Annotated in this window: 12 protein-coding genes and 1 riboswitch; of the genes, 7 read left to right on the forward strand and 5 right to left on the reverse strand. The window is 64.0% G+C overall.

Annotated elements, in window-relative coordinates:
- Window positions 1–31: 31 nt before the first annotated feature.
- On the reverse strand, window positions 32–1,252 hold the full coding sequence (locus tag E4680_RS01125) for a DsbA family protein (RefSeq protein WP_135280529.1): 1,221 nt from the start codon (window positions 1,250–1,252) through the stop codon (window positions 32–34).
- 17 nt (window positions 1,253–1,269) lie between these two features.
- On the reverse strand, window positions 1,270–3,201 hold the full coding sequence (pepF, locus tag E4680_RS01130; RefSeq protein ID WP_167792315.1) for an oligoendopeptidase F: 1,932 nt from the start codon (window positions 3,199–3,201) through the stop codon (window positions 1,270–1,272).
- Between the two features lie 30 nt (window positions 3,202–3,231).
- Here pepF and dsbG point away from each other — a divergent pair, with 30 nt between their 5' ends.
- The 7 genes from dsbG (at window position 3,232) to E4680_RS01165 (ending at window position 9,899) form a co-directional block, all read left to right on the forward strand.
- Window positions 3,232–4,098 carry a thiol:disulfide interchange protein DsbG gene (gene dsbG / locus E4680_RS01135; RefSeq protein WP_135280531.1) on the forward strand — a complete coding sequence of 289 codons (867 nt, stop codon included), beginning with the start codon at window positions 3,232–3,234 and terminating at the stop codon, window positions 4,096–4,098.
- 51 nt (window positions 4,099–4,149) lie between these two features.
- Window positions 4,150–5,160 (forward strand): esterase-like activity of phytase family protein, encoded by a 1,011-nt coding sequence (locus E4680_RS01140; RefSeq protein WP_167792316.1) that lies wholly within the window; start codon window positions 4,150–4,152, stop codon window positions 5,158–5,160.
- A 28-nt stretch (window positions 5,161–5,188) separates the two neighbouring features.
- Window positions 5,189–5,409, forward strand: a riboswitch (cobalamin riboswitch).
- A gap of 138 nt (window positions 5,410–5,547) precedes the next feature.
- On the forward strand, window positions 5,548–7,386 hold the full coding sequence (locus E4680_RS01145) for a TonB-dependent receptor domain-containing protein (RefSeq protein WP_167792317.1): 1,839 nt from the start codon (window positions 5,548–5,550) through the stop codon (window positions 7,384–7,386).
- The gene (locus E4680_RS01150; protein ID WP_135280534.1) at window positions 7,383–8,114 is read left to right on the forward strand and encodes an energy transducer TonB; all 732 of its coding nucleotides are present in this window, start codon (window positions 7,383–7,385) and stop codon (window positions 8,112–8,114) included. The genes E4680_RS01145 and E4680_RS01150 overlap by 4 nt, the downstream gene beginning before the upstream one ends.
- A gap of 1 nt (window position 8,115) precedes the next feature.
- On the forward strand, window positions 8,116–8,685 hold the full coding sequence (locus E4680_RS01155) for a cob(I)yrinic acid a,c-diamide adenosyltransferase (protein ID WP_135280535.1): 570 nt from the start codon (window positions 8,116–8,118) through the stop codon (window positions 8,683–8,685).
- A complete protein-coding gene (locus E4680_RS01160) occupies window positions 8,682–9,002 on the forward strand; it encodes a Rieske (2Fe-2S) protein (RefSeq protein WP_135280536.1) in 321 nt (106 codons plus the stop codon). Before E4680_RS01155 ends, E4680_RS01160 begins: the two co-directional genes overlap by 4 nt.
- A 219-nt stretch (window positions 9,003–9,221) precedes the next feature.
- Window positions 9,222–9,899 carry a nuclease-related domain-containing protein gene (locus tag E4680_RS01165; RefSeq protein ID WP_205688692.1) on the forward strand — a complete coding sequence of 226 codons (678 nt, stop codon included), beginning with the start codon at window positions 9,222–9,224 and terminating at the stop codon, window positions 9,897–9,899.
- A gap of 99 nt (window positions 9,900–9,998) precedes the next feature.
- On the opposite strand, the gene E4680_RS01170 is transcribed toward E4680_RS01165, so the two are convergent.
- The 3 genes from E4680_RS01170 to E4680_RS01180 all read right to left on the reverse strand — a co-directional run bounded on the left by E4680_RS01170 (window position 9,999) and on the right by E4680_RS01180 (window position 13,011).
- Window positions 9,999–10,436: a universal stress protein gene (locus E4680_RS01170; RefSeq protein ID WP_167792318.1), complete on the reverse strand. Its 438-nt coding sequence runs from the start codon at window positions 10,434–10,436 to the stop codon at window positions 9,999–10,001.
- A gap of 132 nt (window positions 10,437–10,568) precedes the next feature.
- Window positions 10,569–12,650, reverse strand: coding sequence for a glucans biosynthesis glucosyltransferase MdoH (mdoH, locus tag E4680_RS01175; RefSeq protein ID WP_135280539.1), 2,082 nt, complete (start codon window positions 12,648–12,650; stop codon window positions 10,569–10,571).
- Window positions 12,643–13,011, reverse strand: a complete 369-nt coding sequence (locus E4680_RS01180; RefSeq protein ID WP_135280540.1) for a hypothetical protein — start codon at window positions 13,009–13,011, stop codon at window positions 12,643–12,645. The genes mdoH and E4680_RS01180 overlap by 8 nt, the downstream gene beginning before the upstream one ends.
- Window position 13,012: the final 1 nt, after the last annotated feature.

A 13,012-nucleotide genomic window follows, 5' to 3' on the forward strand; every position in this document is an offset into this window, starting at 1 on the left:
CGCACCCCCCGGAGCGCGGCAACAATCCGCGTCAGATTCGAGGCGTGGCATCGACAGCGGGCACCCAGCCCTCGAGGACGCGATGCATCGTGTCAAATCGATCCTGTCCCCAGATCACGACCCGATCATTGACACGGAACGTGGGCACGCCGCATGCACCGATTGCTTCGGCCATCTCGGTATTCGCCCGCAAGGCATTCTTGAAATCATCCGCCCCCGCCCGCGCCAGTACCTCCGTCGGGTCCATTCCAGCCTCCCGAACGATCTGCGCAATGACATCCGGATTGCTGATATCGCGATTATCAGCCCACGCTGCACGGTAAAGCGGCAGCGTCAGCTGCGGCGCCGCCAGCGCAATACGCAAAGCCTGCAGCGTATTGAGCGGAAATTCGCTGTTGAACTGAAACGGAACATTCCAGGCTTCGGCCCAATCCATCAAATCGCGCGCCATATATTCCCGCCGCGGTCGCGACATCACGCTCAGCGGAACCAAGGGGGTATGGATACGCTTGAACAGCCCCCCCAACAGAATGGGTCGCCAGATCAGGGTTGCACCGTGATGCTTGGCAAACGCCTCGATCTGCGTTGCGGCGAGATAGGAAAAAGGGCTGGCAAAATCGTGAAAAAACTCGATCTGGCCACCTGATTGGCGAACAACCGCACCCTCTGAAGCAGCGCCCACGGCATGCTCCACGAAGTTCATGCGATCGAATCCCCACCAGAGGCGATCATTCACACGGAACGTGGGGACCCCGAATACACCACTATTGGCCGCTGCGTCCGTCGCCAAATCCAGCGCCTTGCGAACCTCGGGACGATCGATCAAGCCCGGATCAACCTCACTGACCTCGGCGATCCACTCGAGCACGCCGCGATTTCCGACATCCTCACCATCCACCCAGACGACCTGGAACAAGTTGCGCATCAGGGCCGCGCGCTGCTCCAGGGATGCCCCGATGATGAGCCGCATGGCGTCCAGCGTATCCGGCGGATTCTGAATCATTTCTTCCTTCAGATAGAGATCCGCCGATTCGGCCTGACGCAGCAAATCGCGCTGATCCATCCGGCGCCGCGCCGCGCTCAACCGGGCGCGCGGCGCTTCCTCGTGCCCAGTCCAGATCCGATACAGACTGGGCAGCGACACGGGTTTGTACAGCACTCGAGTACCCGCATTCTTTTCCAGGTTTTCCAGTCGGTTGAATGCCAGATAGGCTTCAGGGCAGGCAATATCGAAATAAAACTCAACGTCCATGAATCTCTCGCCTCGCTTCACAGGCCGCGCCGTGCCACGATTGCTTCCATTTCATCCAGCAAACGGTCCATGCGCCGGATCAGTGACCGGTAGGGTGCGGGGGTTGCGAGATCGACACCTGCGTCCTTGAGCAAGCGATAGGGATTGTCCGCTCCGCCTGCGCGGAGCAAAGCCAGATAGCGCTGTTGCGCCGCGCGTTCCCCGGTATTCACCTGATCAGCCAGGAGATTGGCCGCTGCGATTGATGTGGCATATTGGTAGACATAGAAATTGTAATAAAAATGCGGGATGTATGCCCACTCGATTCCGTAGGCGGGGGCAATATCCACCACGCCCTCATCGTGCCCCAGATAACGCCGAACCAGCGCCAGGTACAAGCGACTGAAATCGGCACCGGTCAGCGCTTCCCCATTCGCCAGCCGTCCGTGGACATCCCGCTCGAACGCCGCGAACATGGCCTGCCGAAAAAATGTGCCGCGCAAACTCTCGAGCGCTTCATTCAGAATAAACAGGCGCTCATCGTCCGATCCTGCTTGCTCGAGCAGATGATCGATCAACAAGCGTTCATTGACCGTCGAAGCCACCTCGGCGAGGAAGATGGCGTACTGGGCATTGAGGAAATTCTGATGACGATTGGCCAGATGCGAATGCATGGCATGGCCCCATTCATGCGCCAGCGTGGACATTGAATCGAAATCGCCGTTGAAATGCATCATGACATAAGGATGCACGCCGTAGATCGAGCCCATCATATAAGCGCCCGATCGTTTGCCGGGGCGTGACTCCGAATCCATCCAGCTCATGTTCAAGCCATGGGTCAGCGCCTGCACGTAGTCCGCGCCCAGCGGCGCCGTCGCCGCCACAACAGCCTGCTCGGCCTCACCAAGCGTGAACTGGGGACTCGCTTGGGTGACTGGCGCATACAGATCATACGCCTTCAGTTGTTCCACACCCATCAGCCGCGCACGCAGACGCAGATAGCGGTGCAAGGTCGGGAGCCCTTTCTCGGCTTCCTCGATCAGAGTCTCGTAAACCGCCAGGGGAATGCCGTCGCGATCCAGGCTGGCCGCCAGGCTGCTGTCGTAGCGCCGCGCCCGCGCAAGCATTCGATCTCGTTGAAGTTGCCCGTAAAGCGCGACCCCCAAGGTTTGCTCATAACCGGAAAATGCGTTCCAGAACGCTTGAAACACGCGTTCGCGATCCCCCCGGTCGGCAAACTGCCGCCCGCGCTGATAGCCCGTCTGGTCCAGACGCAAGGTGCGGCCGTCGTGCAGCGTGATCGTGGGCCACGGCATATCGGCATTGGTCAGGGCAACATAGATATTGGCCGGTGTCTCACCCAACGCGGCTGTCATGGCCAGCAAACGCTCTTCGGCCGCCGGCAGGGTATGGGCGGCAAGGCGGAGCCGTTCGTCCAAAAAACGGCGATACGCTCCGCTCAAGATGTCATTGCTGCGCATCATACTGCGGATACGGTCCACACCCAGATCGAGGATCTCCGGTTCGAGAAAACTGGTTGTCTCCTCGACCGCCGCCTGCAAAGCCTCGGCCTGTTGCTTGCGGGCAAGTGCCTCGGTGTTGGTGGTATCCTCGTCGTAACGCAGCTGGGCATAGCCCGCCAGGCGGGAGACCCGCTCCATCAATCCCGCGTACTGCGCCAGACAATCGGCTAGACGGCGGGCCTGGGTCATCTGACCGGCACACGAATCGGCAAAGCGGGTTTGATCTTCCGCGAGACGGCGCGCATCCGCCTCATAAGCCGCCTCATCGGCATAAATGGCGGTCAAATCCCAACGCCCCGGCGCCCGATCGGCCGGAATCCCAGCGACTGGCTCGGGGTCGGGAGAGCAGGCCGCCAAGGTCATCAGCAACGCGCCAAATGCCCAGATGCGCCAATAGCCACGCGCACGAACCAGCCCAAGGGAATACACACTGTGCATCAGTTGCATGACGCTTCCATCCGCTCCGGCAGCTCGTTGATGTCCATCCATTCTGGCGGAACGCCGAAGGTCGCGGCAAGCAACCTCCGGGCGCGAGTACGCATCGCCGTGGCCGCGGTGCTTCTGGGACTCGCCGGCGGCGTGGCCGCAGCCGAGCCGGTTCCGTCCGTTCTGGCGCGCCTGCTGGAGATGGGCCTGCAGGTCGAAGGCCGCTTTGAGGCGCCCGCCCAGATGACCGGCTATGTCCTGCGTGCGCGGGAGAGCGGACGCGCCGATGTAGTCTATGTCTCGGCCGATGGCCGCCATCTCTTTATTGGCAATATCCTCGACGAGACTGGACAGGATCTGACCCAGTTGCATGTCGAAGACCACGTTCTGGGCCCCGAACTGGATGCCCTGTGGAAAGAGATCGAATCGGCGCGGTGGGTCGCCGAAGGTGCCGCCAAGCCCACTCGAGTGATCTACAGCTTTACCGACCCGAACTGTGGCTATTGCCATCTGCTGTGGCGGGTCACGCGGCGCTACCACGATGCAGGGCTGCAGGTCCGTCACCTGATGGTGGATGTCATCAAGGCCAGCAGCACTGGCAAGGCAGCAGCCATTCTGCAGTCAAAGGATCCGGCCCAATCCCTGGCCGAAAACGAGCGCCGCTTCCGTGAAGGCGGCATTGCCGTGGCAGCCACCATCCAGGACGACACCCGCAAGGCGCTGAGCCGCCACCGCAAGATGATGGATCGGCTGGGCGTGAGCGGCACGCCGGCCATCCTGTATCGGGACGCCAATGGGAAGGTCCGCCTGCAACGCGGCATGACCGATCTCGATACCTTGGCGCGCATCATCGGGCTGCCGGCCCAGGCCATCGACGATCCGGATCTGGCGCGATTCAGAGTCACACCCAAAGGCTAGCCTGGCATGCAGACCACCAAGGCGGGGGCCCGGCCAAATCGGACACGACGCATGCGGGTATCGGCCGCGATCCTGCTCGGCTTGTCCGCTGTTGCGATGCCATGCGTCGCCTGGATCGGCGGCAGGGCACCCGAGCAGCCTCAACCGGTTCAGCTCTCCCCGCTGCATCCCACCGGCAGTACTTATCAGCAGGTTCGCCTGGGCGGCACCTTGTGGCTGCCGGATGAAATGCCCGACGGCACGCCCTTGCGCGGCCTGTCCGATCTGACTTGGTCACCCGCCGAGGGCATACTCTACGCCGTATCGGATTTCGGCTGGCTGTTGCGCATGCGGCCGGTGTTCACTGATGGCCGGCTGTCGGATGTCGAACTGCTGGATGGTCACCCCCTCACCGGCGCCAACGGCCGGCCGCTGAAAGGCAAATGGGGCGACGCCGAGGGCCTGACCTGGGCACCTGGCCCCGATGGCGCACCGGCGCTCTTCGTGTCCTTCGAGCGTATCCCGCGCATTACCCGGATCGACCGGCGCGGCCGCTGGCTTGCCGATCTCCCCCTGCCCAGGCCGTTCGCCGATGCTGCGGCCTATGCCGAGCCCAATGCCGCGCTGGAGGCGCTGACCTGGCATTCCCGTCTGGGCCTGCTGAGCGCACCGGAATTGCCACCGCCGGCGTTCCGCCCAGCCCACCATACGCCAGTGTTCAACCGTGATGGACGTCAATTCCCTTATCTCCTGCGCACCGGCCCCCGTTGCGCTCTGGTCGCATTGAATGCCTGGGAGAACGACGAAATCCTGTCGCTGGAACGCTGCTATGAGGATGGACGGCTCGAAATCGCGCTGCGCCGCAGTACGTTGCCGCCCACCGCCGGGCTGGCACTGCGCCCCGAATCGCTGGCCGTGTTTCGGCTTCAGGACGGATGGCTGATGGACAATTTTGAAGGGATGACCCGCATCGGTCCGCGCGGCGTACTGCTGGTCAGCGATGACAACGGCTCGACCCGTCAGCGCACCTTGCTGATGTATCTGGAAAGGCTTGACATCCCCCCGCACTCCACCACCGATTGACACCCTCCGGCTCGCCCCTTAGGCTGAGCGCACCTGAATTCCCACAGGTGTCCGCGCAGCCCTATTGCCGCGCGGGTGAAACGGGAAGTCGGTGCGGTTTCTTCAACCTATTCCGACGCTGCCCCCGCAACGGTGTTTGAGTCGCAAAGCCCCCATGCCACTGTGCGCTGCATGGGAAGGCGGGCTTCGCGAGCCGGCCCTGTCCGGCAACTCATCAGCCCGGAGACCGGCCTGTGTGGACAAGGTCCAGATGCGTGTTGCGGCGGGCAACACAGCCGGACAATGGCGACAGACCATTCTTCCTGTGCCGCCTGCGTTGGGTGTGATGACCGCCGGACTGCTCTGGATTCACCAGACCGACCATCACCTCAGGCAGGAACAAATCACATGGATCATCCCTTTTTTCGCCACCCCTCGCTGCTGGCCTGCGGGCTGCTGCTGCCGCTTTGCAGCGCCCAAGCCCAAACCGACGAAGAGACCGGGACGATCGTCGTAACCGCCACACGAACGGCCCAGACCGTCGACGACACACTCGCCCCCGTGACCGTGCTGACCCGCAGCGACATCGAACGGCTGCGGCCCACCAGCGTGCCGGATCTGCTGGCCGGTCAACCGGGCATCGATGTCTCAAGCAACGGCGCATTCGGGAAAAATACCAGCATCAGCCTGCGCGGCACCAGCGCCGGCCAGACCCTGGTGTTGATCGACGGCATCCGGGCCGGCTCGGCCACCTCCGGGACCACCGCGCTGGAATACCTGCCGGTGGATCAGATTGAGCGCATCGAGATCGTGCGCGGTCCGCGGGCGAGCCTGTATGGCGCCGATGCGCTGGGCGGTGTCATCCAGATCTTCACCCGTCCCGGCACGGGCAGTGGCTGGCAGGCCAGCGTGACCGGCGGCAGCTTCGGCACCTGGAGTGGCCGCGCGGCGACCCGCGGCGAGATCGGGAACACCCGCTACCACCTGACTGTGTCCGGCCTCGCCAGCGACGGCTACGACATTCAGGAGAACGGCGCTCCCACCAGCTTCGGCGCCACCACCGTGGAGCCGGACGATGACCGGTACCGCAACACCGCGCTGAATTTCGGCGTCAGTCACCACCTGGACAATGGCGTGGAATTTGGGGCGCAAGCCCTGCGTGCCGAAGGACGCACCGACTACGACGGATTTCCCAACCGGACCGATTTCGTCGAGCAGGTGATCAGCGCCCATGTCGGCGGCGAATTGACCGAAACATGGTACAGCCGGCTGACGGTGGGGGAGAGCCGCGACGAAACCGACAACCTCGCCAATGGCAGCGATTTCTCAACCTTCGACACGCGACGCCAGAGCGCCAGTTGGCAGAACGACCTCAGCTTGCCGGGCGAACAACTGCTTACCGTCGGACTCGACGGTTGGCGCGACCGGGTCGACAGCACAACGGATTTCTCCGAAGACCGCCGCGACAACTGGGCCGTCTTTGCCCAGGACCAGATCGATCTCGGCCGGCATCAGCTCATCCTGGGCCTGCGCCGCGACGATAATGAAGCCTTCGGAACCCACACCACCGGAAATGCCACCTGGGGCGTGGCCCTGCGCGAGAATCTGCGCGCCACCGCCAGTTACGGCACCGCATTCAAGGCGCCGACGTTCAACGATCTGTACTACCCCGACGAAGGCTTCTACGCGGGAAATCCCGATCTGGATCCCGAAACAGCGCAGAACATGGAAGTCGGCCTGCAGTACGATTTGGCGCAGTTCACCCTCAACGTGAATGTGTTCCGCAATGACATCGATGACCTGATCGTATTCGACGCGGCGAAAAGCACGGTCAGCAACATCGACCAGGCCCGGATCGACGGTGTGGAAAGCGGCCTGACCTACCGGTCGGAAGAATGGCGTGCCCATGCGGCGCTCACCGCGCTCGATACCGAAAACCGCACCACCGGTGCCGAACTGCCGCGACGGGCCGAACTGACCGGGCGGATCGAGCTGGACCGCATCATGGGCGCTTATCGCCTGGGGACCACTCTTCTCGCGCAGGATGGCCGTTACGACGATGCCGCCAACACCGTGTCCCTGGCGGGCTACGGACGCCTCGACCTACGCGCCGAATGGCTATTGATGCCGCAATGGGCCTTGCAGGTGCGCATCGAAAACGTCCTCGACAAGGACTACCAGACGGCGGCGACCTATGAGCAGCCCGGTCGTGCGGGCTATCTCACGCTATCCTATCGGACGCCGTGACCGGCGCGATCCGCCCGCCGTTCAACGGTCTCGCCGCGAGCGCGCTGCTCGCGGCGCTGGCCGGTCATCTGGTGTTGCTTGGCGCGCTGGCTTTGCGGTCACCGATCGTGCATCCCCTATCGCCGCTCGAAAGCCGAACGCTGACTATGGTTCGCTTGCCGGCGCCCGCCGAACCACCCCCGCCCAGTGCCGCGAGCGCGCCGCCCCGAGAAACCCGGTCCCAGAAACAGGGACCGCCCAAGCCAACCACGGGGCAGCCAGCGCCCGCACCCGCCCGCGTGGCGTCGGCTCGCAGCGTGCCCACACCCCCGCTCACGGAACCGCAACCGGCCCAGGCCACAACGCCGCCGCCGGCACCAGCCCGGTCCACGGCCGGCGCGGAAGAACCGTCAGCCACTCCCCGCATCGCTGCGCCCGATCCGGACGCGGCCGATCATGCGGTGCGAGAAACCGTGCAGCGCCGCGTTCTTCATGATTTCAGTCGGCATTTCCGATACCCTGCCCTCGCGCGCCGACGCGGCTGGGAAGGCGCGGTTCGGCTGCGCTACGATGTGACCGAGGAGGGTCGCGTGGTGAATGTCCGGCTGCTGGCCAGTTCGGGCCACCCCGTTCTGGATCGCGATGCCGAAGCCACGCTGAACCGCATTCCGCCACTGGAGCCGACCGGCTGGTCACAGCCGGTGCAGGCGCTGGAACTGGCGATTCACTATCGACTGACGGAGGGATGAGGTGGGACACCGCCTGTCGAAAATCTATACCCGCACCGGCGATGCCGGCACCACCGGCCTGGGCGATGGCCAGCGCGTCTCCAAGGATCACGCGCGCGTCGAAGCCTTCGGGACGGTCGATGAACTCAACGCCCTGATCGGCTTGCTGCGCACCGCTGGCCTACCGGATGCCTGGGACAGCCGGCTCGATGAAATCCAGCATGCCTTGTTCGACGTCGGCGGCGAGCTGTGCATCCCGGGAAGGCAAAGTATCCGCGCCGAGCAGGTCGCCGCCCTGGAAAGCTGGCTGGATCAGCTCAACGAGCCACTCGCCCCGCTCAAGGAATTCATCCTTCCCGGCGGCACGGCCGGCGCCAGCTGGGCGCATCTGGCCCGCACCGTGTGCCGGCGTGCGGAGCGGCGCGCCTGCACGCTGTCCCGCACCGAACCGGTCAACCCCGAAACACTGCGCTATCTGAACCGGCTGTCGGATCTGCTGTTCGTGCTGGCGCGCGCCGCCAATCGGCAGGCCGGAGCGGATGACGTGCTGTGGCGGCCCGACCGCCACGCCGCAACGGAGGCCGGCGCATGAACCGCTGGCACGACTTCGCGGCGGCAGGCGAGCTGGCCGAAGGCGGCTGTCTGCGCAAGGACCTGGACGGCATCACGATCGCCGTATTCCGGGTGGACGGCGCACTGCATGCCATCGAGGATGCCTGCACCCACGACGGCGGCCGCCTCACCGGCGGGACGCGTGACGGCTGCCGAATCGTCTGTCCCCGCCATGGCGCCGCCTTCGACCTGCGCACCGGCACCGTCCTCGCCCCGCCCGCCTACGGTCCGCTCACGACCTTTGCCGCGCGCACCGTGGATGACCGCATCGAAATCGCGATCCCCGACGACTTCTAAAGCGCCCCGGTCGTAGAGCCGATATAAGACAGGCACGAGCAGCACAGATCACGCTGCTTGTTTCACCCCATCCTCGCGAGTCGTGCGTCCCGCTTGGGGGTGGGCTGCACGCCTGCCTGTTCGGTGTATGCGATGAAATCTCCCTTGAAAGCCCCGCCTCTGCGAAACCCAGGAGAATCCGGACAACAGCGATTACAGGCCTTGTTCGACGACCAGGTCATGCCCTACTTGATCGCGGCCGCGCTCTTTACCATGGTAGCGTTTATGGATTGGGTCCGTTGGCTGAACGACTCACCGCCATCCCCAATTCTTTTCTCCGCCACCGCGGTGCTGGCTATAGCCATATGCGCGGTGAAGTTGCACGCCGGTATCCGCGAAGCGAAAGCCATCAAGCTCGGCCGGGATGGCGAGAAGGTCGTCGGTCAGTTTCTGGAGCGCCTGCGCGAACAGGGTGCACAGGTATTCCACGACATTCCCGGAGACCGCTTCAACCTCGATCATGTGGTGATCCATCCAAGCGGTATCTATGTCATCGAGACCAAAACCTTGTCGAAACCCGATCATGGCGAATGCCGGCTGGTCTATGACGGCCAATCTGTGCGGCGCAACGGCAAGGCATTCGATCGCAACGCGATCAATCAGGTCTGTGCAGCAAGTCGGTGGCTCCGCGTCTTGTTGATCGAGTCCACAGGCAAAACACCACCGATTCGGCCGGTCGTGGCCTATCCCGGTTGGTTCATCGAAAGAACCGCAGAGGCCAAAGCCAGTGCGGTATGGGTGCTCGAACCCAAGGCCTTGCCCGAATTCATCGCGCAGAGCGCAATCCAGATGAAATCCGAAGACGTGAGACTTTTTGCTTTTCATCTGAGCCGCTATATCCGCGGGGCACAGAAATGATCCGGGTGGCGCCCGATTTCAAATTCCCAATCCGCATTCATCGATGATGTGGAACGGTGTCGGCGCTCATCGCACCTGAGCTGTCACCGAATTGGTCGATCAGGCAGCACTTTCCGTCATGACGAGCACGTTGCATTGCAGCCGGTCGAGGAGTCGGGCGTCGCGCGCGCTCTGCAACCAGCGGGTCGTGACCGTGGGATGGCCGTGGGCGACTACTACCAGATCCGCATCCAGTTCATGGGCATGGATCGCGATTTGCTCGACCGGTGCGCCACGGCGGATAACGGCCGATGCGTCCACCCCCTGCGCCCGAAGCGCCATGACGATGGGATCGATCGCCCGCCTCAGATCGTCCTTCTCCCAGCTCCAGACATTCGGCGGCCCGACGGCTTCGGCGATCGCCATGGCGCCGGTGGTGACCACGACCCCCAGGATGTGCAGTTGCGCATTGCAACGCTGCGCCAGCTCTGCACAGCGGTGCACGAGAGCGGGCCTGAATGTCGAACAATCGTAGGCCAGCAGGATCCTTCGATACACGTCCCGCCTCCCTGTCGTTGCAACCGCGACCGTCGCGCCGTCAGCGGCCCATACCGCATCGAACCCGGTGCCACAGCCCAGAGTACCTGAAGATGCCGGCCGCCTGCATGCGGGAGGACGGCCGCCTCGTGGTCAGGCAACCGCTAGCGGCGCCACGCCCCAGGCCGCGGCCCGCTCGGGGTCGAGACCGGACCAGATCCGGCCATGCAGCCAGCTCAGGCTGGCGCTGTCGCCCAGCAACAGGCGGCGCTCATTGGCGTTCAACGCCGATGGCCCCTGCTCCCAGGCCCGATCCCGCAACTCGGGCCAGCGCGCACGGCGACGGCCGCGGGGATCGCGCAGCAGATTCAAATGAAGATAGTGGACCTGCGGATCGGCCAACGCCGCCAGAAACCCGGCGCCGACCGCCAATTCGACCTGCGGCTCCTGCCGGCTGGCACGCACCACGGCCGGCGGCTCGATTTCACCCGGGACCTGAAACAAGCCACGCCGCCGCAATCGATCGCCCAGGCTGACCCGACTGGAGTAAACCGAGATGGGAATGGAAAACACCAATCCCGCCATGACCGGAGAAAGCCACAGGAAGAACACCGGTTCCACCGCCCAGGCGACCGCGGCCCAGGTCAAGCCCAGCAGCGTGCCGAACCCATGGTGACGCAGCGCCATCCCCCATGAGGTTCCTTCGTCGCCACGATTCTGGCCCGCCCAGCGTACGCTCTGGCCAAGCAGCGTATAGAGCACGAAACGGGTATGGAACACCATGCGAATGGGCGCCATGAGCACCGATCCGGCCAGTTCGGCGAACAGGCCGGCAAACACACGCCGGACGCCGCCGAAGGCCTGCCGGGTCGAGCGCCGGGTGATGACGAGAATCGCGCCCAGCGTCTTGGGCAGAAACAGCATCACCAGGGTCGCGATCATGAGCGTGATGGCCTCTGAGGTTCGCGCGACCTGCCAGACCGGGAAAAGCCCCCCTTCCGGCGTGAAATACTGATGACCCGTAAATGCGGCCACCGCGGTGAGTACAGTGCCCAGAAACAGGAACGCGAACCAGAACAGGGCCGAGACATAGCCCATGGCGCCGTGAAAGAACATCGCGCGATGCAAGGGATGAAATCCCCCGGCGCGCAGCAAGCGCAGGTGCTGTAGGTTACCCTGGCACCAGCGCCGATCGCGCTGAAGCTCATCGAGCAGGGTTGGCGGCGTTTCCTCATAGCTGCCCTGCAGGTCGTACGCCAGCCATACCTCCCAGCCGCCGCGCACCATACACGCCGCCTCGACGAAATCATGGCTGAGGATATCGCCGCCTAACGGCGCCGGACCTGATAACCGGGGAAGACCACAGTGGGCCATGAACGGGGCGACCCGAATGATGGCATTGTGTCCCCAATAGGTCGCATGTCCCATCATCCAGAAATTGAGCCCGGCCGTGAACATCGGCCCACACAGGCGCTGCACGAACTGCTGCATTCGGGCCAGCGGGGTGCGGGCGTTGACGATGAGCGGAATCGCCTGAAGGATGCCGACACGCGGATGGGCTTCCATCCGCCGCACGAGCTGGATCACGGTGTCGCCGTCCATCAGGCTGTCGGCGTCGAGCACGATCATATAGCGGAACTGCCGGCCCCAGCGGCGACAGAAATCAGCCACGTTGCCGCTCTTGCGCTTGAGATTGACCCGCCTGCGGCGGTAATGGATGCGCCCTTCCGCGCCGAGTTCGCGCACCGTCTGTGCCCAGGCGCGCTCCTCCTCGACCAGCACGTCCGGCTCACGGGTGTCGCTGAGTATGAAAAACGCGAACCGGTCCCCTTGGCCAGTGGCCTGCAACGACAGCCAGGTCGCGCGCAACCGCGCGAATACCCGTTGCGGATCTTCATTGCAGACCGGCATCAGGAGCGCCGTGCGCGCCTCTCGCGGCAGCGGGCGAGACGGATCGGCCCGCACCAGAAAGCGGTCGCGGCCGGTCAACAGCGCGATGAAGCCGAAGATCGCCGTCCAGAATCCCATCGCGATCCATGCGAACAGGATCATGAAGATCGCCAGCAGCGACAGGCGCAGGAAGAATTCCTGCGGGCCCGGCAAAACCCGAGCCATCACATAAGCAGCCGGGAAAGTGGGCGCCGCAACCAGAAGCGCCAAAAAAAACCGGCGCCACTTTGCAATGCGGCGCCAATCGCCCAGCGTCGCGTCCGCGGACCGGCGCCCGCTAATCATGCGTGTTCCCGGTCGCGGCCGGGATTGCCGACGGCATGTCCTCGGGATGGGTCGCTGGGCGATGGGTCCACAGGACTTTCCACGTCTGCGGCTTCAGGGATGGAGAGCGCATCGGACCCCGATGAATCGGCGGCATCGCGGCCGGGATGCGGTGATGCGCGTCCAACCAGTTCTTCACACCGTCGATCAAGACCGCCAGCGCCTGCTCCGGATCCGGCGACGCTGCGCGGGGGAAAGCCAAGGCCACGCCGAGCAGCAAGCCGGCATGCTCGCTTGCCGGAACCGGCGTTGCACAAAGATAGCGCCGCAACAAGGCTTCGAGATTCGGGGACCAGCGTTCCACCGGTGCGGGCTCACTCACA

Source organism: Candidatus Macondimonas diazotrophica, assembly GCF_004684205.1.
Classification (GTDB): domain Bacteria; phylum Pseudomonadota; class Gammaproteobacteria; order UBA5335; family UBA5335; genus Macondimonas; species Macondimonas diazotrophica.